Origin of the sequence: Pseudomonas sp. RA_5y_Pfl1_P24, from assembly GCF_963970945.1 — a bacterium.
In the GTDB taxonomy this organism is placed as follows: Bacteria; Pseudomonadota; Gammaproteobacteria; order Pseudomonadales; family Pseudomonadaceae; genus Aquipseudomonas; species Aquipseudomonas tritici.
Window position 1 is genome coordinate 137,797 of record NZ_CAXAOJ010000014.1, and the last position, 22,033, is coordinate 159,829.

20 protein-coding genes are annotated in these 22,033 nt (G+C 58.8%); 2 read left to right on the forward strand and 18 right to left on the reverse strand.

What is annotated here, in order from left to right:
• Window position 1 precedes the first annotated feature (1 nt).
• From AACY30_RS22400 to AACY30_RS22485, 18 genes are all read right to left on the reverse strand, one after another.
• Window positions 2-805: an ABC transporter ATP-binding protein gene (locus AACY30_RS22400; protein ID WP_445261452.1), complete on the reverse strand. Its 804-nt coding sequence runs from the start codon at window positions 803-805 to the stop codon at window positions 2-4.
• Window positions 802-1,950: an ABC transporter permease gene (locus tag AACY30_RS22405; RefSeq protein ID WP_339419155.1), complete on the reverse strand. Its 1,149-nt coding sequence runs from the start codon at window positions 1,948-1,950 to the stop codon at window positions 802-804. The genes AACY30_RS22400 and AACY30_RS22405 overlap by 4 nt, the downstream gene beginning before the upstream one ends.
• 54 nt (window positions 1,951-2,004) lie before the next feature.
• Window positions 2,005-3,036: a DUF5924 family protein gene (locus tag AACY30_RS22410; RefSeq protein WP_339470461.1), complete on the reverse strand. Its 1,032-nt coding sequence runs from the start codon at window positions 3,034-3,036 to the stop codon at window positions 2,005-2,007.
• A gap of 72 nt (window positions 3,037-3,108) precedes the next feature.
• Window positions 3,109-4,491: a M16 family metallopeptidase gene (locus AACY30_RS22415; protein ID WP_339470460.1), complete on the reverse strand. Its 1,383-nt coding sequence runs from the start codon at window positions 4,489-4,491 to the stop codon at window positions 3,109-3,111.
• A 57-nt stretch (window positions 4,492-4,548) separates the two neighbouring features.
• Window positions 4,549-6,207: a Na/Pi cotransporter family protein gene (locus AACY30_RS22420; RefSeq protein ID WP_339419151.1), complete on the reverse strand. Its 1,659-nt coding sequence runs from the start codon at window positions 6,205-6,207 to the stop codon at window positions 4,549-4,551.
• Window positions 6,208-6,418: 211 nt separating this feature from the next.
• The gene (locus tag AACY30_RS22425) at window positions 6,419-7,186 is read right to left on the reverse strand and encodes a TerC family protein (protein WP_339470459.1); all 768 of its coding nucleotides are present in this window, start codon (window positions 7,184-7,186) and stop codon (window positions 6,419-6,421) included.
• Between the two features lie 68 nt (window positions 7,187-7,254).
• Window positions 7,255-8,562 (reverse strand): CitMHS family transporter, encoded by a 1,308-nt coding sequence (locus tag AACY30_RS22430; RefSeq protein ID WP_339419150.1) that lies wholly within the window; start codon window positions 8,560-8,562, stop codon window positions 7,255-7,257.
• Between the two features lie 317 nt (window positions 8,563-8,879).
• Window positions 8,880-10,841 (reverse strand): DUF7844 domain-containing protein, encoded by a 1,962-nt coding sequence (locus AACY30_RS22435; RefSeq protein WP_339470458.1) that lies wholly within the window; start codon window positions 10,839-10,841, stop codon window positions 8,880-8,882.
• Window positions 10,838-11,158 carry a DUF2388 domain-containing protein gene (locus AACY30_RS22440; RefSeq protein ID WP_049710717.1) on the reverse strand — a complete coding sequence of 107 codons (321 nt, stop codon included), beginning with the start codon at window positions 11,156-11,158 and terminating at the stop codon, window positions 10,838-10,840. The genes AACY30_RS22435 and AACY30_RS22440 overlap by 4 nt, the downstream gene beginning before the upstream one ends.
• A gap of 39 nt (window positions 11,159-11,197) precedes the next feature.
• A complete protein-coding gene (locus AACY30_RS22445; RefSeq protein ID WP_049710716.1) occupies window positions 11,198-11,506 on the reverse strand; it encodes a DUF2388 domain-containing protein in 309 nt (102 codons plus the stop codon).
• 80 nt (window positions 11,507-11,586) lie between these two features.
• A complete protein-coding gene (locus AACY30_RS22450) occupies window positions 11,587-11,907 on the reverse strand; it encodes a DUF2388 domain-containing protein (protein WP_339419142.1) in 321 nt (106 codons plus the stop codon).
• A gap of 136 nt (window positions 11,908-12,043) precedes the next feature.
• On the reverse strand, window positions 12,044-12,229 hold the full coding sequence (locus tag AACY30_RS22455; RefSeq protein WP_339470457.1) for a DUF1127 domain-containing protein: 186 nt from the start codon (window positions 12,227-12,229) through the stop codon (window positions 12,044-12,046).
• A 261-nt stretch (window positions 12,230-12,490) separates the two neighbouring features.
• Complete coding sequence (locus tag AACY30_RS22460; protein ID WP_049710714.1) at window positions 12,491-12,703, reverse strand: DUF1127 domain-containing protein; 213 nt, start codon at window positions 12,701-12,703, stop codon at window positions 12,491-12,493.
• A gap of 318 nt (window positions 12,704-13,021) precedes the next feature.
• Window positions 13,022-14,515, reverse strand: a complete 1,494-nt coding sequence (locus tag AACY30_RS22465) for an acetyl-CoA hydrolase/transferase family protein (protein WP_339419137.1) — start codon at window positions 14,513-14,515, stop codon at window positions 13,022-13,024.
• Between the two features lie 179 nt (window positions 14,516-14,694).
• Window positions 14,695-16,131, reverse strand: coding sequence for an NAD(P)(+) transhydrogenase (Re/Si-specific) subunit beta (locus AACY30_RS22470; RefSeq protein WP_339470456.1), 1,437 nt, complete (start codon window positions 16,129-16,131; stop codon window positions 14,695-14,697).
• Window positions 16,128-16,451 carry an NAD(P) transhydrogenase subunit alpha gene (locus tag AACY30_RS22475; RefSeq protein ID WP_003170836.1) on the reverse strand — a complete coding sequence of 108 codons (324 nt, stop codon included), beginning with the start codon at window positions 16,449-16,451 and terminating at the stop codon, window positions 16,128-16,130. The genes AACY30_RS22470 and AACY30_RS22475 overlap by 4 nt, the downstream gene beginning before the upstream one ends.
• A 15-nt stretch (window positions 16,452-16,466) precedes the next feature.
• A complete protein-coding gene (locus AACY30_RS22480) occupies window positions 16,467-17,588 on the reverse strand; it encodes a Re/Si-specific NAD(P)(+) transhydrogenase subunit alpha (RefSeq protein WP_339470455.1) in 1,122 nt (373 codons plus the stop codon).
• Window positions 17,589-18,040: 452 nt separating this feature from the next.
• Window positions 18,041-18,940 (reverse strand): LysR family transcriptional regulator, encoded by a 900-nt coding sequence (locus tag AACY30_RS22485; RefSeq protein ID WP_339470454.1) that lies wholly within the window; start codon window positions 18,938-18,940, stop codon window positions 18,041-18,043.
• A gap of 157 nt (window positions 18,941-19,097) precedes the next feature.
• Between AACY30_RS22485 and AACY30_RS22490 the strand changes: the two genes are divergently transcribed.
• Complete coding sequence (locus AACY30_RS22490) at window positions 19,098-20,279, forward strand: acyl-CoA dehydrogenase (RefSeq protein ID WP_339470453.1); 1,182 nt, start codon at window positions 19,098-19,100, stop codon at window positions 20,277-20,279.
• A gap of 12 nt (window positions 20,280-20,291) precedes the next feature.
• The gene (locus AACY30_RS22495; protein WP_339470451.1) at window positions 20,292-21,512 is read left to right on the forward strand and encodes a CaiB/BaiF CoA transferase family protein; all 1,221 of its coding nucleotides are present in this window, start codon (window positions 20,292-20,294) and stop codon (window positions 21,510-21,512) included.
• Window positions 21,513-22,033 lie beyond the last annotated feature (521 nt).

Consider the following 22,033-nt stretch of genomic DNA (forward strand, 5'->3'; position numbering starts at 1 on the left):
GTCATACCTCGTTAAGCGATTGAGCGGCATCCAATGCCGCGCGGCCCCGAGGGCCGTGGAAATATTCGTGAATCCACACGTTGTCCGTTTCCGAGACGACGTCGATGGCACCGGCGACCAGCACGTTCTTCTGTGCCAGCACCGCCACGCGGTCGGTGATGGTGTACAGCGTATCCAGGTCATGAGTGACCAGGAACACACTTAGGCCCAATGCATCGCGCAGGGTGAGGATCAGTTGGTCGAATTGCGCCGCGCCAATCGGGTCGAGGCCGGCGGTGGGTTCGTCGAGAAACAGGATGTCCGGGTCCAGCGCCAGCGCACGGGCCAGGGCCGCGCGCTTGATCATGCCGCCCGACAACGAGGCCGGGTATTTGTCGGCCGCCGACAGCGGCAGCCCGGCCAGGGCCAGCTTGACCGCAGCCAAGTGCTCGGCGTCGCGGCGGCTGAGGCCGGCGTGTTCAATCAGTGGCAGCGCGACGTTTTCGGTGACGGTCAGCGAGGAAAACAGTGCGCCCTTCTGGAACAGCACGCCGAAGCGTCGTTCCATCAGCGAGCGTTCGTGTTCCGAGAGATTGGGCAGGTTTTTACCGAATACCCGCACTTCACCTTCGCTGGGCCTGCGCAGGCCAACAATGCTGCGCAACAGCACCGACTTGCCGCTGCCGGACCCGCCGACGACCGCGAGGATCTCGCCTTTATACAAATCCAAGTCGAGGTTCTCGTGCACGCTCTGGCTGCCAAAGCGATTGCACAGCCCGCGCACTTCGATCACCGCCTCACTGGGCGCCCGGTGCAGACGACTCACCAGCCCATCTCCATGAAGAAAAGCGCAGCCACCGCATCCAGCACGATCACCACGAAAATCGATTGCACCACGCTGGAGGTGGTGTGAGCGCCGACCGATTCGGCACTGCCACTGACCTTGAAGCCTTCCAGGCAACCAATGGCGGCAATCAAGAAGGCGAAGATCGGTGCTTTCACCATGCCCACCAGGAAATGCTGCACACCAATGTCCGATTGCAGCAGCGAGAGAAACATCGCCGGCGATATATCCAACGCCACGGCGCAGACCACGCCGCCACCGACAATCCCGGAGAGCATTGCCAGAAAGGTCAGCATTGGCAATGACACCAGCAACGCCAGCACGCGCGGCAATACCAACAGTTCCATCGGGTCGAGGCCCAGCGTGCGGATGGCGTCGATTTCTTCATTGGCCTTCATTGAGCCGATTTGCGCGGTAAAGGCACTGGCTGTGCGGCCGGCGATCAAGATGGCGGTAAGCAACACGCCGAACTCGCGTAGGAAAGAGAACGCCACCAGGTCCACGGTAAAAATCGTCGCGCCAAAGCTCTTGAGCACCGTGGCGCCCAGGAACGCTACGACGGCGCCGACCAGAAAGGTCAGCAAGGCCACAATGGGCGCAGCGTCGAGGCCGGTTTGTTCGATGTGCGCGACCATCGGTGTGATGCGCCAGCGCTTGGGGCGGAAAATACCGCGAGCGAAGGTTTCGAGGATCAGGCCGATAAAGCCCAGCAGTTTTTTGCTGTCCTGCCAGACGGTGTCCACCGCCCGGCCGATGCGCGCCAGCAGCTGGATGCCGGTGGCTTCTTCCGGTGCTTTCTGCGGCACGCAAAAATCGTTCAGGGAGCGGTAGACGGTCTTCAGCAGCGCGCGGTCGGCGGCTGACAGGCTGCAATCGGTCTGCTCGGCGGATTGCTCGATACGGGTCGGCCCCAGCAACTCCACCAGCAGCGAGGCGCCCGCAGTATCCAGCGCGCCGAGGCCATTGAGGTCGATGCGCGCGCCGGCATCGTATTGGCCGTCGAGCTTGTCCGACAGCTTCTTCAGGCTGGCATAGTGGGCAAGCGTCCAGTCCCCCGTAATCCTCAGCTGTGGCGGGGTGGTGGACGTATCGAGGTGGGCTGCGCCGGCGGTCGTACGGGTGGTCATAAGCTCCGAGCTTGTTTGGCTATCCACAATTCCTACGTAATAGCACGATACGTCCTACTTTGGATTGTCCGCTTGTGCTGTGTCGGTGACTTTGAAACGCAGTACGCCGATCACCTGCCCGTCTTCTGTCAAAACCTGCACTTGCCAGCGGCCTACCGAGTCGCCTGGGAAATTCTGCTTATGGGTCCAGGCGCGATAGCCCTCTTTGCGTCCGCCATGGATATCCAAGGCGATGCGGTCGACCTCTTTACCGTTGAACTTCCACACGTGGTAGATCCGTTCATCCAGCCCGCGTGGGGCGTTGATCGCGGTGTAGGCGTACAGCCCGCTGCTTCGCAGCTGCGCGGCGTTGACTTCCTTGAGGTCGTCGCCTGGCGTGCGGTCTTGCAGTTGGGTACTGATGGCGACTTCAGTCATCCACAACGTGGCTGGCGGTACCCAGCTGCGTAGGAACCATCCGGCGCAGCCTATGGCAGCGGTGACCCCGAGCAGCATCGCCCAGCCTTTGACGCTGCGTAGCGGCAGGCTTACCGCCAGGCTTGGAATCGACAGCGCCATCGCGACGCCGAGGGCCAGCTTGTAACTCTCGGCGGTGGTCAAGTGCAGGATGATCGGCAGTGCTGTGAGCAGAGCGGCGAATAGGGTGAAGGTGTGCAGCGCGAGGAACAGTGAACGTTTGGGCGCCAGCCATTTGTAATACAGCGGGTCAACAATCGACACCAGTGCCGCCGCACCGAGCAAGCCGGTAAAAATCGACTGGCCGCTGTTCCATGCTGTGGTGATAAAAAAGAACGGCAGCACAAAAAACAGACTTTCCTGGTGGATCATCTGTGTCGCGTAACGCAACAGGGGTTCGGGGATTTCGCGCTTGAAGACTTTGGTGAACAGCTGGGTAAAACTGTTTTCCAACATCAGCCACAGCCAGCTCACCAGCATGATCACGGCGATCCAACTCGCCATGCCTTGCTGGCGATCCACCAGGATGAAGCTGCACACACCCGAGATAAAACCGCCGAGTGCAATCACCCCTGGGTAGCGCTTCATCAGCTCAAGGATGCGGGTGATTATGCGGGTCAGGTTTAGCATTCGGCGGTTCGCAGTCTTTGTAGGGAAAAATCCGAGACAGAATAGCGTCTTAGCCCGTCGTCCGGTGCCTCATTACGCGATCCGTTTGCGATAAACCCGCACGCCAATCAACACAATGGCGATCAGCCCGAGTATACCGGCGCCGATCCAACTGAGTGCGTCATAGCTCAGCAGCGGTTTCTCGATGCGCCAGTAGCCTGGCTGCTTGAGCACTTGGCGCATGGCTTGGTTGGTCTGGTCCAGGCTCACCGCCTTGATGCGCTTGACCGGGTCGCTGAAGCGGCCTTTGTTGTAATCGCCAGATGCACTCCAGTAGTAGTCGGCCAACGCGCTGTTGCCTTGCACGGCCCACGCCTGGCGCGCGATGGCAGCTTGTTGCAAGCGCGCGAATACCGCAGGGTCGAGGCCGTCCTTGAGCAGTTGCGCCTTGAGGTCCTGGAGTACCTGTTCGGCTTCTGGGAGGTTTTCCCGCTCAAGGTCGGCGTTTAGGCTGAGGAAGCCTACGCCGCCGAGTACTTCGCGCTCGCTCCAGGGGCCGTAGGACAAGCCGTGCTTGAGGCGCAGTTGGCGGTACAGCGCCCAGTCGAGGTAGTCCTTGAGCAAGTCGTAGGTTTCGTCATGCTGGTCGTCCAGCACCGGCTCGGGAAACAGCCAGTGCAGCTTGGCGCTGTCGCCCACCCAGCCGTGAATCAATTCGCGATGGCTGGCGGCGGCGTGCTGGATGTCGGGCAGCGCGGGGTGTTCAGTCGGCTCGACCGGGTCGAGTTGGCCATAGGTGCGTTCCAGATAAGCCGGTAGCAGTTTGTCGAGGTCGCCGACGATGATCAGTGTCATGTTGTTGGGCGCGTACCAGTTTTTGCGCAGCTTCTCTAATTGGTCGCGAGTCAGGTGATTGACCTCCGCACGTTCAGCACACTTGAGGCCAAGTTCGACGGCCAGTTGATTACTGGCAGTGTGGCCCAGGTCCTGGCGGTCCAGCAGGCGTTGCAGGTGTGAATAGTGGCCGCCGTCTTCGCGCTCGACCACTTGTTTGGCGGCGTTGATGTTGGCGTCAGTCAGTTCCGTACGGGTGATGATCGCCAGCAGCAGGTCGAGCACCTTGCGCTGGTTTTGCGCGGGCGCTTCGATCACAAAGGTGGTGTCGGCATTGCTGGTGTAGGCGTTCCACTCGCCGCCCAGTGCCTGCATGCGGTCTTCCAGGTCACCTTCGCCGCCGCCGTCGATGCCGCTGAACAGCAAGTGCTCCAGCAAGTGCGGCAGCTCTTTGTCCTCGCAACTGAAGTCATCCAGCCCTACGCCCACCACCAGGCGAATCGCCACGTGCCCGCGCTCGGTGCCCGGTTTGAGCAGCAATTGCAGGCCGTTGGGCAAGGTGTAGCCCTCGACTTGCAGGCGGTCAAAGGCAAAGGCGTGGGCACAGCTCATGAACAGGCAAGCGAATAACAGGCGACGCATAACAAGCTTCCTGGCGAGTGAGGTCAGCTTTAACTGACTTCACGGGCCATCATCCGTTCAGGGCGAGTGTGTGATGTCGGCAATATCTTCGGCGGAGAGCGCGCCGGTGTCGGACGTTTCCAACACTACATAAGCACTGCTGCAAAACAACGAGTTCAAGCGTTTCATGTCGGCAATCAGTTCCAGATGCAGGGAACTGGTCTCCAGGCTCTGTACGATTTTGTGCTGCAGGCGGCTGACGTGGGCGTGGGCCAGACGGCGTTCCTGGGCGCGGAAACGGCGCTTCTCGCGCAGCAATTGGCGAGCGCTTTCCGGGTCCCCGCTGAGGAATACCGACAAGCCGAGGCGCAGGTTGGCGATCAGTTGGCCGTGCAGGCCGGTCAGTTCTTCCAGGCCCACTTCAGAGAATTGGCGGCGCTGGGAGGTTTTCTGCTGCTGGACTTTGCGTAGCATGCGTTCGATCAAGTCGCCGGCCAGTTTCAGGTTGATCGACAACTCAATGATCTCGGCCCAACGACGGCTGTCCTGTTCGCTGAGGTCTTCGCGGGGCATTTGCGCCAGGTAGAGTTTGATCGCGCTGTAGAGCGCTTCGACATCGTCGCTGAGGCTGCGCATTTCCTGGGTGATAGCGGTCTGTTTGCCGCGCAGTACTTCTTGCATCGAGGTCAGCATGTTGTCGATCAAGTCGCCCAGGCGCAGGGTTTCCCGGGCGGCGTTGGCCAGGGCCAGACTGGGCGTCGCGAGGGCGGTTGGGTCGAGGTGGCGTGGCTTGGCCTTGCCGTTGGCCTCCTGTTGTTCCGGAAGCAACCAGGCGCACAGCCGCGCCATCGGTCCGATGGTGGGCAACAGGATCAGGCAACGACTGACGTTGTAGAGCAGATGGAAGGTGATGACCATGCCTTGGGCGCTGTAGTCCAGGCCATCCATCCAAAGCACCAGTGGGTCGAGTACCGGGATGATCAGCAGCAGGCCGATCAATTTGTATAGCAAGCTGCCCAGGGCCACCTGGCGGCCGGCGGCGTTTTGCATGCTGGTGCTGAGGAAGGCCAGCACGCCGCTGCCGATGTTGGCGCCGATCACCAGGCCGATGGCCACGTGCAGGCCGATCACGCCGGCGCCGGCCAGGGTGGCGGTCAGTAGGACGGCGGCCAGGCTGGAGTAGGAAATCATCGCGAACAAGGCGCCGATCAGGGCGTCGAGCAGGATGTCGCCGGTTAACGAAGCGAACAGCACTTTCACGCCCTGGGCGTGGGTGATCGGCCCGGCGGCTTCGACGATCAGTTGCAGTGCGAGGATGATCAGCCCCAAACCGATCCCGACCCGGCCCAACTGCCCTGCCCGCGTCTGTTTGCGCGACAGGAAGAAAATCACCCCGAGAAAGATCAGCAGCGGTGACAGCCAAGACAAGTCAAAAGTCAGCACGCGCGCCATCAATGCTGTACCGACGTCGGCACCCAGCATGGTCGCGAGGGCGGGCATCAGGCCCATGAGGCCCTGGCCAACAAAGGAAGTCACCAGCATCGCTGTGGCGTTGCTGCTCTGCACCATGGCAGTCACCAGGATACCGGCGACAAATGCCAGCCAGCGCTTGGACATATTCTGCCCGATGACTTGGCGCAAGTTGGAGCCGTAGACCCGCAGGATGCCGGTCCGGACGATGTGCGTGCCCCAGATAAGCAGGGTCACGGCGGAAAGCAGATTGAGCAAGGTCAGCATGCTCGGCCCCCCGTGTGGGTGTGCGCCAATCGACGCAAATGAGAATTGCCGCTGCCGTTTTACGTCTTGTAATTAAGCTGTAGTTGGCGAATGGGCTCTGCGCCAGCATCGCATAGCTAAAGTGGGGATTGAAACAAAACTGTCATGAAATCAGCTTTTTGCAGACGAGAAAAAAGGGCTCGAAAGCCCCTTTTTCAGCAGCGATTCAGTTTTATTGACCCGGAATATCTTTGCGCAGTTTCACCGGATCCTGCTGTTTGCGCTTTTTCGCGATGGCGGTACGCATCTTGATGTTCACCGCTTCCACCGCCAGCGAGAACGCCATGGCGAAGTAGACGTAGCCTTTTGGCACGTGCACATCGAACGATTCGGCGATCAGCACGGTACCCACGACCAGCAGGAACGACAGCGCGAGCATCTTCAGTGACGGGTGCTTGTCGATGAATTCGCTGATGGTGCCGGCCGCCAGCATCATCACCAGCACTGCCACGACAATCGCCGCAACCATGACCGGCACATGGGAAACCATGCCGACAGCGGTGATCACCGAGTCCAGGGAGAACACGATGTCGATGATCGCGATCTGGATGATGGTGTAGATGAACTTGCCACCTTTGCCGCCCGGTTCTTCGTGGGTTTCGTCTTCACCTTCCAGCGCGTGGTACATCTCCTGGGAGCTTTTCCACAGCAGGAATAGGCCACCGAAGAACAGGATCAGGTCTCGACCGGAGATGCCCTGGCCGAAGACCACGAACAGGTCGTTGGTCAGTTGCATGACCCACGTGATCGACAGCAGCAACAGAATGCGCGTGACCATGGCCAGCGCCAGGCCGAAGATCCGGGTGCGCGCCTGCATATCCTTGGGCATGCGGCTGACCAGGATCGAAATCATGATGATGTTATCGATACCCAGAACGATCTCGAGGGCCGTCAGGGTGAAGAAGGCAATCCAGATTTCCGGATTGGTCAGCCATTCCATGTGTATTCCTTTGAGCAAGTGCTAGACCGCGCAAGCTGCAGCGCCGCGCGGTGGGTGAGTCGGTACGATTATAGAGTGCTGAACAGCGGAAAAATCCCCATCAGCAATGCGGCGAACATTATGCACAGGCACACCAGCACTGCCCACTTCAGCGTGAAGCGCTGGTGATCGCCAAATTCGATACCGGCCAGGGCTACCAGCAAGTAGGTCGAAGGTACCAGCGGGCTGAGCAAGTGCACAGGCTGGCCGACAATAGACGCGCGGGCCATTTCGACGGCGGTGATGCCATAGTGGCTGGCGGCTTCGGCGAGCACTGGCAGTACGCCATAGTAGAACGCGTCGTTGGACATGAAGAAGGTGAACGGCATGCTGACCAGCGCGGTGATTACCGCCATGTACGGGCCCATCGCTTCCGGGATGACCGCCAGCAGGCTCTTGGACATGGCGTCGACCATGCCGGTACCGGAAAGAATGCCGGTGAAGATACCGGCGGCGAAGATCAGTCCCACCACCGCCAATACGCTGCCGGCGTGGGCGGCGACGCGGTCTTTCTGCTGTTGCAGGCACGGGTAGTTGACGATCATCGCGATACTGAACGCCACCATGAACAGCACCGGCAGTGGCAACAGACCGGCGATCAGGGTGCACATCAGCGCCAGGGTGAGCGCGCCGTTGAACCAGATCAGCTTCGGACGGCGGGCATCCGGGAATTGCGACACGCTGATTTCACTGTGGTCGATCTCGTCACCTTGCAGGTGCAGTTCACCCAAGCGCGCACGTTCGCGCTTGCCGTACATGTAGGCGATCACCAGGATCGCGACCACGCCGGCGGCCATGGCCGGGATCATCGGCACGAAAATATCCGAGGGGTCCACGTGCAGCGCACTGGCGGCACGGGCGGTTGGGCCACCCCAGGGGGTCATGTTCATCACGCCACCGGCGAGAATAATCAACCCGGCCATGATCCGCGGGCTCATGCCGATGCGCTGGTACAGCGGTAACATGGCGGCCACGCAGATCATGTAGGTGGTGGCGCCGTCACCGTCAAGCGACACGACCAGGGCTAACACAGCGGTGCCGACGGAGACTTTGAGCGGATCACCCTTGACCATCTTGAGGATCTTGCGCACGGCCGGGTCGAACAGGCCGGAGTCGATCATCAGGGCAAAGTAGAGGATGGCAAACATCAGCATCACGCCGGTCGGCGCGAGCTTGGTGATGCCTTCGAGCATCATCGGGCCGATCTTCGGTGCGAAGCCGCCGAACAGCGCGAACAGGATTGGCACGATGATCAACGCGATCAGCGCCGACAGGCGCTTGGTCATGATCAGGAACATGAACGTGATGACCATGGCAAAGCCAAGGAAAGTCAGCATAGGAATACTCCAGGCGTAGCGCGGCTAGGGAATGGCGAACCGGCGGGGGTCAGCGCAGAACGAAAGGCACTAGGCGTACGGGTGGAGTTGGGGCGAACAGGCGGGTACGGGCGGGCATCGGGAATCACCATTGTTGTTGTGTACAGCCGGTCTGTTGCCGGCAGTTGGAGGTGATCCTAGTCGCGAAAGCTTTCAGCCAGCTTTCGCTGACAAAACAGGTGATGGAGGCCAGGCATACGGTCTTCAGGTTTACACAGATCAAATGTGCGAGCAGGCAAGCCAGCTCCCACATTTGAAAGGTGTTTACCGCGAGTTTTTCAGGGCAGCTCCAAGCCGCCCGCCGCTTTATGCAATGCCCGCAAATGCTCGCCCACCTGCTTGAGGTTGGCTTCGCACGCAGCAATTTCGGCGGAGCGGGAAGGCTCCAGCAGCGCCCTCACCTCTTTATCCAATTCTCCGGTCAGCGATTGCAGTTGCTTCTGGCGCTCGGCACTTTCCGATTCCAGACGCTTGGATTCCGACGGTTGCGGCAGGCCGTAGCCACCGCTGCCCAGCAACTCCGCCGGGCGGCTGAGGAAGCCGCTGTTGGCGAGGATCTGTTGCAACGTGGCGTTGGCTTTCTCCATGCCACCGTTTTTCAGCTCGCGAGCGCCGAGGTAGCGTTGTTTGACCTCGTCCTGGGCCAGCATCAACTGTTTACGAAAGCTCGCCTGCTCCAGCAGCAACAACGCGGCGCTGGTGCGCAGGTCGGCCTGGCCGAACCACTGGCGACGTTCCTCTGCGCTGAGAGACAGCCAATCTTCGACCTGGGTTTGTTTGATCGGCAGGTGTTTGCGCAGCACATCGAACATTGCTTGGTAACGCTCGCGGAACGAGTCGAAGTGATAGCCCAGGCGCAGGGCCTTGCGCTTGTCGTCCAGTACAGTTGTGTCGGCCAGGCCGCGGGCGCTCAGGACCTCCAGCAAACCATTGGGGGTGATGTTATCCAGGCCGGTCAGTTGTGGGTTGGCGCTGCCGCTGCGTAACAGCTTGAGGCTTTCCACTGCGCAGTTGTTGGAAATGAAGAAGTAGTTGCCGTCATAGCTCCAGTGCATTTCGGCGGCATGTTCGACAGTGTCGTTGATTTCCTGGCGGGTCAGTTTCAACGGTACAGAGGCCAAGCCGCGCAACTCGGTCTTGGTGTACTCGTCGATCACTTGTGCCAGCGGCAGTACAAACAGTCGCGATGGGTACTTGCCGACCAGGCCATCCCAGCTCGACAACTGTACGTCACCGACAAAAGCGCGGTAGGACAACACCAGATGCTGGTCCAGGTCTAGCCGACAATCCGGCCCTCGCGGGCGCCCCGGCGCGCAAATCACCAGGCGCAGCATGCTGTGACCCCAGCGACTGACCAGGTTCTGGTTGGCCTCGGCCAGCAGGTAGTCAATTTCGTACACGCGCTCCGGGTCGACATGGCCCAGCGGTGTCTTGGCGAAGTCGTTGCCGGCGTTCAGGAATGCGTAGCTCTTGGCGCAGGTGTCTTGTTCGGGCGGGGCCCAGCCGAAGTGTTCCTTGTAATAGCGGAACAGTGAGGGGCGGCGGCAGGCGTAGCTCGGGTCAAGGAGGAAGTACTCCATATTGACGGCCACAAATTCCAGCGGGCTGGTGGTTTCGTAGATGTCCGGGCTGCGGGCGACCTGGTGATTGTTCTGCTCACGCTCGCCGCGACGGCCAACGTATTGCGGCCAGCCGGCAAGGTCCAGCAGGCGTGGGTCATCGCTGAGGGTAAAGCGTCGGCCATTCTGGCCACGGCATTGATCAGGCAGACCGATGAGGCCGGTGAGGTTGTTCTGGCGGCTGCAACGATTGATCAGCGCACGGTCTTCTTTGGACCACAGGCGCGCACGGTCATAGATGTGGGTCAGTTCATGCAGCACGGTGGCGAGCATTTCCCGGCGCACAGTGCCGTGGGGGCGATTGGTTTTTTGGGTGGCGGCGCTGCCGTCTGTGAGGCTGGCGAGCAGGTTGCGGTTGAGGTCCAGTTCGGACACCAGGGAGGCTTGGCCATAGGCGTTTTCGGGCATCTTGTCGGTCCAGCCAACATCGATGCGACGGTCCAACTGCTTGATAAAGCGCGGCGGCAAAGAGCGCATCGCTTCGTCGAGCAATGCCTGGCTGGCCTCTTGTTCAGCGGGGCTCAAGCCCTCGGTCTTGAGCCGCAGTTGCAGGCTGGCCTGGGCCGCGCTGGCACACAGCAGCACAGCCCCGGCCAGGAACCAGGCGGCGATTCGCCTCACAGTGCGAGGATAGCTTCAGCAAGCGTCTGGTCACTGGCGTCACGGGCTTCGGGCAAGCGTGTGCGCAGGGTGTCGAAGGCGGCTTCCAATCGCGCGCCACGGATCTCGCCGTTGGTAGCCACGAAACTGGCGGCGTCATCGTGGGCTTCGCGCACCACTTTGGAATCGCGGATGGAGGTGGTGGTGTCCGAGGTGAAATCAATAGTGCGGCCAGAGGCGCGAACAATGATGTTACTGGTGGCAACCAGGGTATGCGCCTGGGCAACGTCGGCCAACAACAGCAGGCCAAGGGTGGCGGCGATCAGCGGACTACGCATGGAATAACTCCAAATACAAAGATGGAAATACAAAGATGATTATTGGACGAGAATTGCTTGCGCCAGTTCAAGGTCGCTGGCGTTAAGTTTTGGTTGGTTACGGCGCAGGTAATCCAGCGCCGACTCCAGCCGTGCACCCCGCCATTGGCCGTCTGTGGCAATAAACGCGGCAGCGTCGTCCTGGGCGGCCATTATCACTTTTTTGTCGAAGGGTGCAGAGGTCACTTTGCTGGTGGCGTACGCGCTGGCGACGGTGCTCTGAGTGGTCAGGTCAAAGGCCGAAGACAGTGGCGACCAGCCGGCGGAAAATATCAAAGGGACTATTAAAAGGCGGTATGAAAAAGCCATGGGACTCGACTACTGAAAGTGAGCGTCAAGGCTAGCGCAATGCCCAGGCGAGAGCCAGCGCCCAGGCATCCGTCCTGTCGTCAGATAGACAGGATGGCCTGGGCCAGTTGGGCGTCAGTCGCGGTGTTCAGTTGCGGAGCCTGTTGGCGAATCTGCGCCAGGGCGCTTTCCAGTTTTACCCCACGAATGGCGCCTTCGCTGGCGACAAAGCTGGCGGCGTCGTCACGAGCGGCGCGCACGACCTTATTGTCACGCAGGGACGAAGTGGCATCGGAGCTGGCGTCGGAAGTGGCCTTCAGCGCGCCGACGATGGAGTCGGTGGTCACGATGAAGCTGGTGGCATTGGCATTGGCAGCCAGGGCCAACAGGGCAGCAGCACTCAGCAGGCGAAGACGGGACATGGGGTGACTCCTGTAGATGAACGGATGAGGTGGCGCAGGGCAACCATTCTGGATCAGACGCCCGTGCTAGGCGGTTCGCCACGTATTGAGTGGATATTAAGCCGACACTTATGCGTTCGGGAAGCGCCTTGACTGCCTAGTCACGCCAGAATGGCTTGGACAGCTCAGCCATTTGGTCGCCATGGCTGATACCGAGATCCGACAGCTCCCGACCATCAAGCCGCGACAGCTGGCGTCGTTCGTAGGTGCGGCGCATCCATTTAGAGAGGATGGAGGTTGTCTGGTGCAAGAGCCGCTTATAAAGAGGGGATGGCTTATCCATGGCGGTTACTTTTCATGAGGTCTTGAAACACCATGTTGGGCAAGTCGTTGCGACCGGTACAGATACACCAAGGCTAAATTGTACTGCTTAACTGGTATATTTTTTAAACTGTACCTATCGGTATGAAAGGCTTCTGTTTTCCCGTTCAAAACCACCCTCCCGGAAACAACAAAGCCCGCCTCCGGTTTCCCGGGGCGGGCTTTATTTTGAAGAATCAGTGCTGGCAGTGGACCCGGTGGGTCAGGGCCAGCGAGCGCTAAGTTAGCGCCAGAACGGCTTGCTCAGCTCTTCGTAACGTTGAGCTTCGCTGATACCTGCGTCAGCCAGCAGACGCGAATCCAGGCGAGCCAGTTGGTGACGGCTGGAGATGCGGCGCTGCCACAACATCAGGTTGGCCAGAACGCGCAGAGGCATGGCGGCTTGGTTGTTTACAGCTTTTTCAGAGAACAGATCGGAACTGAGTGTACGTTCCATGATGACATCCTTCCGCTTGTGGCGGGATTAGGTAGTGGTTTAACTGATGCCAATGATCCTCTTCCGACGCAAGACTCTCTAGATACAGTTCAGTTGTATTGTGAGAGGGCAGTTAACTGTTTAAGGGTGCTGTACTGTACGAAAAAGGGGCAACTGTACCTGTCCGCACTAAATGGGTGCGAAATAGGCATTTTCAGTGAGGTGTGTGGAATATCAGGGTAGGAAATGACCAGTACAGCAGTACAGTTTTTTCATAAAATCGAAAGGAAGGTGCCGAGCTGATGAAACTGTATTTGCATCAGCTCGAATCTGTATCAATCACGCGTTGAGCATGTGCCCCGTTTCTTCGAGGTTAATGTGCCAGCTCAGTGCTTCGCGCAGGATGTGCGGGGTATGCCCACCGAGGGCGCAAGCAGCATTGAAGTAAGTGTTTAGCGCATCGCGGTAGGCCGGGTGCACACAGTTGTCGATGATCACCCGTGCCCGCTCCCTCGGCGCCAGGCCGCGCAGGTCGGCCAATCCGACTTCTGTTACCAGGATGTCGACATCATGCTCGGTGTGGTCCACATGGCTGACCATTGGCACCACACTGGAAATCGCACCGCCTTTGGCAATCGACTTGGTGACGAAGATCGCCAAGTGCGCGTTGCGCGCGAAATCGCCGGAGCCGCCAATGCCGTTCATCATCCGGGTGCCGCAGATATGAGTGGAGTTGACGTTGCCGTAGATGTCGAACTCCAGCGCGGTATTGATGCCGATGATGCCAAGGCGACGCACCACTTCAGGGTGGTTGGAGATCTCCTGCGGGCGCAATACCAGCTTGTCCTTATAGTGTTCGAGGTTGCCGAACACATCGGCATTGCGCCGTTCTGACAAGGTGATCGAGCTGCCCGAAGCGAAGCTCAGCTTGCCTGCGTCGATGAGGTCGAAGGTCGAGTCCTGCAACACTTCCGAATACATGGTCAGGTCTTCGAATGGCGAATCGATCAGCCCACACATCACTGCGTTGGCAATGTTACCTATCCCGGCCTGCAGCGGGCCGAGCTTGTTGGTCATGCGGCCAGCGTCGACCTCCTGCTTGAGGAAGTTGATCAGGTGATTGGCGATGCCCTGGGTGTCGCTGTCAGGCGGCGTCACGGTAGAGGCAGAGTCGGCCTGGTTGGTGATAACGATGGCGACGATCTTTTCCGGTGGAATCGGGATCGCGGTGCTGCCAATGCGATCGTCAACTTTGACCAGTGGGATTGGCGTACGTGTTGGCCGATAAGTGGGGATATAGATGTCGTGCAACCCTTCCAGATTCGGGTTGTGCGCCATGTTAATCTCGATGATCACCTGCTTGGCAAAAATGGCGAAGCTGGCCGAGTTACCCACGGAGGTGGTGGGCACGATGTGCCCTTGCTCGGTGATGGCGACGGCTTCGATCACGGCGATGTCCGGCAGCTTGAGCTGGTTGTTGCGCAGTTGCTCGACGGTTTCCGACAAGTGCTGATCGATAAACATCACTTCGCCGGCGTTGATCGCCTTGCGCAAGGTGCTGTCGACTTGGAATGGCATGCGTCGTGACAGTACGCCGGCTTCGGTCAGTTGTTTATCCAGGTCATTGCCCAGGCTCGCGCCGGTCATCAGGGTGATCTTCAGTGGGGAAGTCTTGGCGCGTTCGGCCAGGGCATGCGGGACGGCCTTGGCTTCACCGGCACGGGTGAAGCCGCTCATGCCGACGGTCATGCCGTCCTCGATCAGTGCGGCGGCATCTGCCGCGCTCATGACCTTGTTCAACAACGAAGGCAAGCGGATACGATCACGGTACATGGATTGTTATCTCGGGCTACGGAGGCAAGGTGCGCAGTTTAGTGATTTCAAAAAAATTCGGCCCGCTACCATGGTCGAATGCCGGGCAGCGATTTAGAGCCTTTGGTCGGGTTTCATGCAGTCATAAAAAACCCCAGCCTACAGCAGGCCGGGGTTTCGAGTGTTGCGCTGAAGCAGTGTTACTCGACGGCTTTGACCATGTCTTCGATGACCTTCTTGGCGTCGCCGAAGACCATCATGGTCTTGTCCAGGTAGAACAGCTCGTTATCCAGGCCGGCATAACCGCTGGCCATTGAGCGCTTATTGACGATGATGGTCTTGGCCTTGAAGGCTTCGAGAATGGGCATGCCGGCAATCGGCGAGTTCGGGTCATTCTTGGCGGCCGGGTTGACCACGTCGTTTGCGCCCAGCACCAGCACCACGTCGGCCTGGCCGAACTCGGAGTTGATGTCTTCCATTTCAAACACTTGGTCGTAAGGCACTTCTGCTTCGGCCAGCAGTACGTTCATGTGGCCTGGCATGCGCCCCGCCACCGGGTGGATCGCGTACTTCACGGTGACGCCTCGGTGAGTCAGCTTCTCCGTCAGTTCCTTGAGCGCGTGTTGCGCCCGAGCCACTGCAAGGCCATAGCCTGGCACGATGATCACGGTGTCGGCGTTGGTCAGCAGGAAGGTCGCGTCGTCGGCCGAGCCGGACTTCACCGGGCGTGCTTCTTTAGAGCCCGCCGCCGCGCCGGCATCCGGCGCATTGCCGAAACCGCCGAGCAGTACATTAAAGAAGGAGCGGTTCATCGCCTTGCACATGATGTACGACAGGATTGCGCCGCTCGAGCCCACCAGGGATCCGGCGATGATCAGCATCGAGTTATTCAGCGAGAAGCCAATACCCGCCGCCGCCCAGCCGGAGTAACTGTTGAGCATCGACACCACCACCGGCATGTCGGCGCCGCCGATTGGGATGATGATCAGCACGCCAAGCACGAAGGCCAGGGCCAGCATCAGCGAGAACGCGGTGAGGTTGCCGGTGAACATGAACGCCATGCCCAGGCCCAGCGTTGCGAGGCCGAGCACCAGGTTAAGCTTGTGCTGACCGCCGAACTGTACGGGGGCGCCCTGGAACAGGCGGAACGTGTACTTACCCGACAGCTTGCCAAACGCGATCACTGAGCCGGAAAAGGTGATGGCACCGATGGCGGCACCGAGAAACAGCTCCAGGCGGTTACCGACAGGAATCGCGTCACCCAGGTGTTTGACGATACCCAGGGATTGCGGCTCAACCACCGCAGCAATCGCGATGAACACCGCTGCCAGGCCGATCATGCTGTGCATGAACGCGACCAGCTCCGGCATCTTGGTCATCTCAACGCGCTTGGCCATGATCGAGCCGGCAGTGCCGCCGATCAACAAGCCGACAATCACGTAGCCGATGCCGGCAGTAGCAAGTTCAGCGCCGAGCTTATAGATGAGGCCTACCGTGGTGAATACCGCCAGCGCCATGCCGAGCATGCCGAACAGGTTGCCGCGTCGGGATGTGGTTGGATGGGATAGCCCTTTTAAAGCTTGGATAAAGCAGATCGACGCGATCAAGTAGAGCGTCGTGACGAGATTCATGCTCATGACGATGGCGCCTCTTCTTTTACTTTCGGGGCTTTCTTCTTGAACATCTCAAGCATCCTGCGGGTCACCAGGAAGCCGCCAAACACGTTTACCGCCGCAAGGGCCACCGCCAGGGTGCCCATGGTCTTGCCCAGCGGTGTCACGGTTAGCGCAGCGGCCAGCATGGCGCCGACGATCACGATTGCGGAAATGGCGTTGGTCACCGCCATCAAAGGCGTGTGCAGCGCGGGGGTAACGTTCCAGACCACGTGGTAACCGACATAAATCGCCAGCACAAAGATGATCAGGTTGTAGATACCGGGGGAGATAAGCTCTTCCATCGTCTGAATCCCTGCTTAGGCGTTTTTGCGGATGACTTGGCCGTCGCGGCACATCAGGCACGCGGCGACGATGTCGTCTTCGAGGTTGAGTTCAAACTGCCCTTCCTTGTTGAAGACCAGCTTCAGGAAGTCCAGCAGGTTGCGTGCATATAAAGCAGACGCATCGGCGGCTACGGCACCGGCCAGATTAGTCGGGCCGCAAATGATCACGCCGTTCTCCACCACCACTTGATCGGCGATGGTCAGCGGGCAGTTGCCGCCCTGGGCGGCGGCGAGGTCGATGACCACAGAGCCAGGCTTCATTTGCGCGACGGTCTCTGCGCTCAGCAGCGTCGGTGCCTTGCGGCCAGGAATCAACGCAGTGGTGATGACGATGTCGGCCTGCTTGGCGCGCTCGTGCACGGCTAGGGCCTGACGCTGCATCCAGCTGGCCGGCATTGGACGGGCGTAACCACCGACACCGACGGCGCATTCGCGCTCTTCATCGGTTTCGTAGGGCACATCGACGAACTTCGCGCCGAGGGACTCAATCTGCTCCTTCACGGCCGGGCGTACGTCAGACGCTTCGATCACCGCACCCAGGCGTTTCGCCGTGGCGATGGCCTGCAAGCCTGCCACGCCAGCACCGAGTATCAGCACGCGCGCCGCTTTCACGGTGCCTGCGGCGGTCATCAGCATCGGCATGAAGCGAGGATAGTGATGAGCGGCGAGCAGCACAGCTTTATAGCCGGCGATGTTGGCCTGGGAAGACAGCACGTCTAGGCTCTGGGCCCGCGAGGTGCGCGGCGCGGCTTCGAGTGCGAAGGCGATGATGCCGCGTTCGGCAAGTTTGGCGATAGTTTCGTTGCTGAACGGATTGAGCATGCCCACCAACACGGTGCCGCTTTTGATCAGCGCAAGTTCGCTGTCGCTGGGGGCAACCACCTTGAGAATAAGCGCCGCGCCAAACGCATCGCTGGCGTCGCCAATGGTTGCGCCTGCCGTTTCATAGGCACTGTCGGGGACGCTGGCGTTAATGCCTGCTCCGCTTTGTACAGTGACCTTATGGCCCTGGCCGATCAGCTTCTTGATGGTTTCCGGGGTGGCAGCCACCCGCGTTTCACCGGTCTGGGTTTCGAGAGGAACACCAATGTGCACGTCAAATCTCCTGCATGATCTTTTTGCTTTTGATCTTTTTGTAAAAAGGCCAGTGCACCGCGAGTGGCGCAGCTGGGGCGGCCGATCAGCACGATCCCGCTGAAATGACAGCGGGGCGCGGCATTTTGCAGGCGAACTTTACGGCCTTCAAGGGATTATGACGCGTGACGAAAAATTAACTACAAGTCACCCTGTGACTGATTGTCGCAACAAGGCGAAATAAACGCTTCTAATACATGGGGTTAAAGCGTTTAAGGCGTTTTTGCGGTATTTTGCAATGGTTCGTGTGAATAGTCGGTTATTGGCTTGTAATAGTCGCTACAAGCCATGTAGGTCATGGCTTTTAGCCTGATTTTTGATTGACAGATACAGTCTGTTGAAATGCGACATATATGTATATCTGTAGGTTTAAAAATTAATTGACTACAAAGTCAGTAATTCGGTTTTAGCCTTTATATATTGGGGCTGTAGCGCTGTGATTGGTCGATCAACCAGTCTCTGAATGCGTGCAGTGAGGCAGATTCTACTTTTCTCTCAGGAATCATCAGGTAGTAAGCCTTTGAGCTGGTCAGTGTCTGGGGGTTTGCAATCACCAGTTGGCCCTCCTCCAGCTCGCGCTGGATGAGGAACGGCGGGATCAGCGCGATTCCCATGTCGTGCATGGCTGCCTGGGACAACATCGAGAATAGCTCGTAGCGGGGGCCTGTCATGTCGCGGGGGATGTTCAGTTGTTGGGCGCTGAACCACTGGCGCCACGCGTAGGGTCGAGTGGTCTGCTGCAGGAGCGGCAGCTCTGCAATCTCCTGAGCGCTGAGCAGCGTGCGGCTAGCCAAAAGTCGTGGGCTGCACACGGGGACAGGGTTCTCACCCATCAGTCGATGGGATTCAGTGCCGGACCAGTCGGCATCGCCGAAGTAGATGGCGGCGTCGAATTCGGTATCGGCAAACAGAAAGGGGCGCGTGCGGTTGGTCAGGTTGACGGTGGCTTCAGGGTGCTGGCGTTGAAAGTCCTTTAGGCGAGGTATTAACCATTGAGTGCCAAACGTCGGGACCACGGCCAGCTCAATGACGTTGGCGCCCTGCTGTCCCATTACCGAAAGCGTATCGCGCTCCACTGCGTCCAACTGTGTGGCAACGCGACGGCTGTAGGAAAGCCCTGCTTCCGTCAGCTTGACCCCGCGCCGTGAGCGCCGAAACAGCTCGACACTCAAAAACTCCTCAAGGCTGGCAATCTGTCGACAGATGGCGCCTTGAGTGATCGAAAGCTCGTGCGCGGCCTTGGTGAAGCTTTCGTGGCGGGCTGCTGCTTCAAAACTGACCAGGGCGGTGGTGCTGGGAATTTTCCTGCGCATATACCTTGTCCTCACTCATAAAGCGCTGATGGGTCTTTCTTGGCCGTTACGAAGTGACAAATTAGCACAACCCTATGCGGAAACCTCGTTTGCCCTGTGCGTCTGGGGGGCCTAGGCTCATTCCACGATTTCCGATTTTCTCCGCGAGGACTTATTCATGGCTGGTAAGGCAAGCTTCAACTGGATCGATCCGCTGCTGCTGGATCAACAGCTCACCGAAGAAGAGCGCATGGTGCGCGACAGTGCTGAGCAATTCGCCCAGGACAAGTTGGCACCGCGTGTGCTCGAAGCCTTTCGCCATGAAAAGACCGACCCGGCGATTTTTCGCGAGATGGGTGAGACCGGGCTGCTCGGTGCGATGATTCCCGAGCAGTACGGTGGCAGCGGTTTGAACTATGTCTGCTATGGGTTGATTGCGCGTGAGGTGGAGCGTGTCGACTCGGGCTACCGTTCGATGATGAGTGTGCAGTCGTCACTGGTGATGGTGCCTATCAACGAGTTTGGCACTGAGGCGCAGAAACAGAAGTACCTGCCGAAGTTGGCCTCTGGCGAATGGATCGGCTGTTTTGGCCTGACAGAGCCCGACCATGGTTCCGACCCGGGCGCGATGATTACCCGTGCTCGTAAGGTAGACGGCGGCTACAGCCTGACCGGCGCGAAGATGTGGATCACCAATAGCCCGATCGCGGATGTATTTGTGGTCTGGGGCAAGGACGATGCCGGTGATATCCGTGGTTTTGTCCTGGAGAAAGGCTGGAAAGGTCTGAGCGCCCCGGCGATTCACGGCAAGGTCGGGTTGCGCGCCTCCATTACGGGTGAAATCGTCATGGAGAACGTATTCGTGCCCGAAGAGAACATTTTTCCGGATGTGCGTGGTTTGAAAGGGCCTTTCACCTGCCTTAACTCTGCCCGCTATGGCATCTCTTGGGGGGCTTTGGGCGCCGCAGAGTTCTGCTGGCACACCGCTCGCCAATACACTCTGGATCGTCAGCAATTCGGTCGTCCATTGGCGGCGACTCAATTGATCCAGAAGAAACTGGCCGATATGCAGACCGAGATCACTCTGGCCCTGCAAGGCTGCCTGCGCTTGGGTCGTATGAAGGATGAAGGCACTGCAGCGGTGGAGATTACTTCGATCATGAAGCGCAACTCGTGTGGCAAGTCGCTGGATATCGCGCGTATGGCGCGGGATATGTTGGGTGGCAACGGTATTTCCGATGAGTTCGGGGTGGCGCGCCATTTGGTCAACCTCGAGGTGGTGAACACCTATGAAGGCACTCATGACGTGCATGCACTGATCTTAGGGCGTGCGCAAACCGGTCTTCAGGCTTTCTATTAACGGGAGTACGGCATGGGCGCGCTTTCGCATTTGCGGGTACTGGATTTATCGCGAGTACTGGCGGGGCCCTGGTCCGGGCAAATCCTGGCGGACCTTGGGGCAGAGGTAATTAAGGTCGAGCGGCCGGGCAATGGCGACGACACGCGTGCGTGGGGGCCGCCCTTCCTTAAAGATGCCTATGGCGAGAACACCAGTGAGGCGGCGTATTACCTGTCGGCCAATCGCAATAAGCAGTCCGTGACTATCGACTTCACGCGGCCGGAGGGGCAGGCACTGGTGCGCGACTTGGCGGCCAAGTCGGACATCCTCATCGAGAACTTCAAGGTGGGTGGTCTTGCGGCGTATGGGCTGGATTATGAGTCGCTCAAGGAGATCAATCCGGAGTTGATCTACTGCTCGATTACCGGCTTTGGTCAGACGGGGCCTTATGCGGCGCGTGCTGGCTATGACTTCATGATCCAGGGGCTGGGCGGGCTTATGAGTCTGACGGGCAGGCCCGAGGGTGATGACGGGGCTGGGCCGGTGAAGGTTGGCGTGGCCCTGACTGACATTCTTACGGGGCTTTACTCGACCGTAGCGATACTGGCGGCGCTGGCTCATCGGGACCATGACGGTGGCGGGCAGCATATTGATATGGCGTTACTGGATGTGCAGGTGGCTTGCCTGGCTAACCAGGCGATGAATTACCTGACAACAGGGGAGGCGCCTAAGCGCTTGGGCAATGCTCACCCGAATATTGTGCCTTATCAGGACTTTCCCACGGCCGATGGTGACTTCATCCTGACGGTGGGTAATGACGGACAGTTTCGTAAGTTTGCTGAGGTGGCTGGGCAGTCTCAGTGGGCGGATGATCCGCGTTTCTCTACTAATAAGGTGCGAGTGGCCAATCGCGCAGAGCTGATTCCGTTGATTCGCCAAGCTACGGTGTTTAAGACGACGGCTGAGTGGGTGTCACAGTTGGGGCGGGTCGGTGTGCCTTGCGGGCCTATTAATGACCTGGCTCAAGTGTTTGCCGATCCACAGGTCAAAGCGCGCGGGTTGGCGATGGCGTTGCCCCATGCGCTGGCGGGGATGGTGCCTCAGGTTGCCAGTCCGATACGGTTGTCCAAGACCCCTGTGGAGTACCGGAGTGCGCCTCCTCTATTAGGGGAGCATACGGCGAAAGTGCTGCAGGATGTGCTGGGATTGGGTGTGGCCAACGTGGCTGCCCTGAGGGGGCTGGGTGTTATCTGAGTCTTCCCCTTTATATAGAGGGCGTTATCGTGGCCTTTTTGGTGGTTTTTTGATCAATCCTAACTAATTGATATAAAAAGCAAAATTAAGGGTTGACGGCAGATTCTGGAAGTCTATAATTCGCCCCACTTCCGGCGCAGTCGAAACGGAAAACTCCTTGGTAAACAAAGAGTTATGCGAAATTCGACAGCGAGTTGCTTTAGTTCATCGAAGCCCAGAAGGAGTTGGTAGAGCAGTGTTGTTTGGCTCTATTAACGTTTCGATCCTCTCGGTCGAAAGCGGGGAAAAAGAGGTGTTGACAGCAGCGTGTAACGCTGTAGAATTCGCCTCCCGCTAACGAGAGATCGGAAGCGCAAGTGGTTGAAGTTGTTGAAGAATTCTTCGAAAACTTCTTAAAATAATCACTTGACAGCAAATGAGGCTGCTGTAGAATGCGCGCCTCGGTTGAGACGAAAGATCTTAACCAACCGCTCTTTAACAACTGAATCAAGCAATTCGTGTGGGTGCTTGTGGAGTCAGAC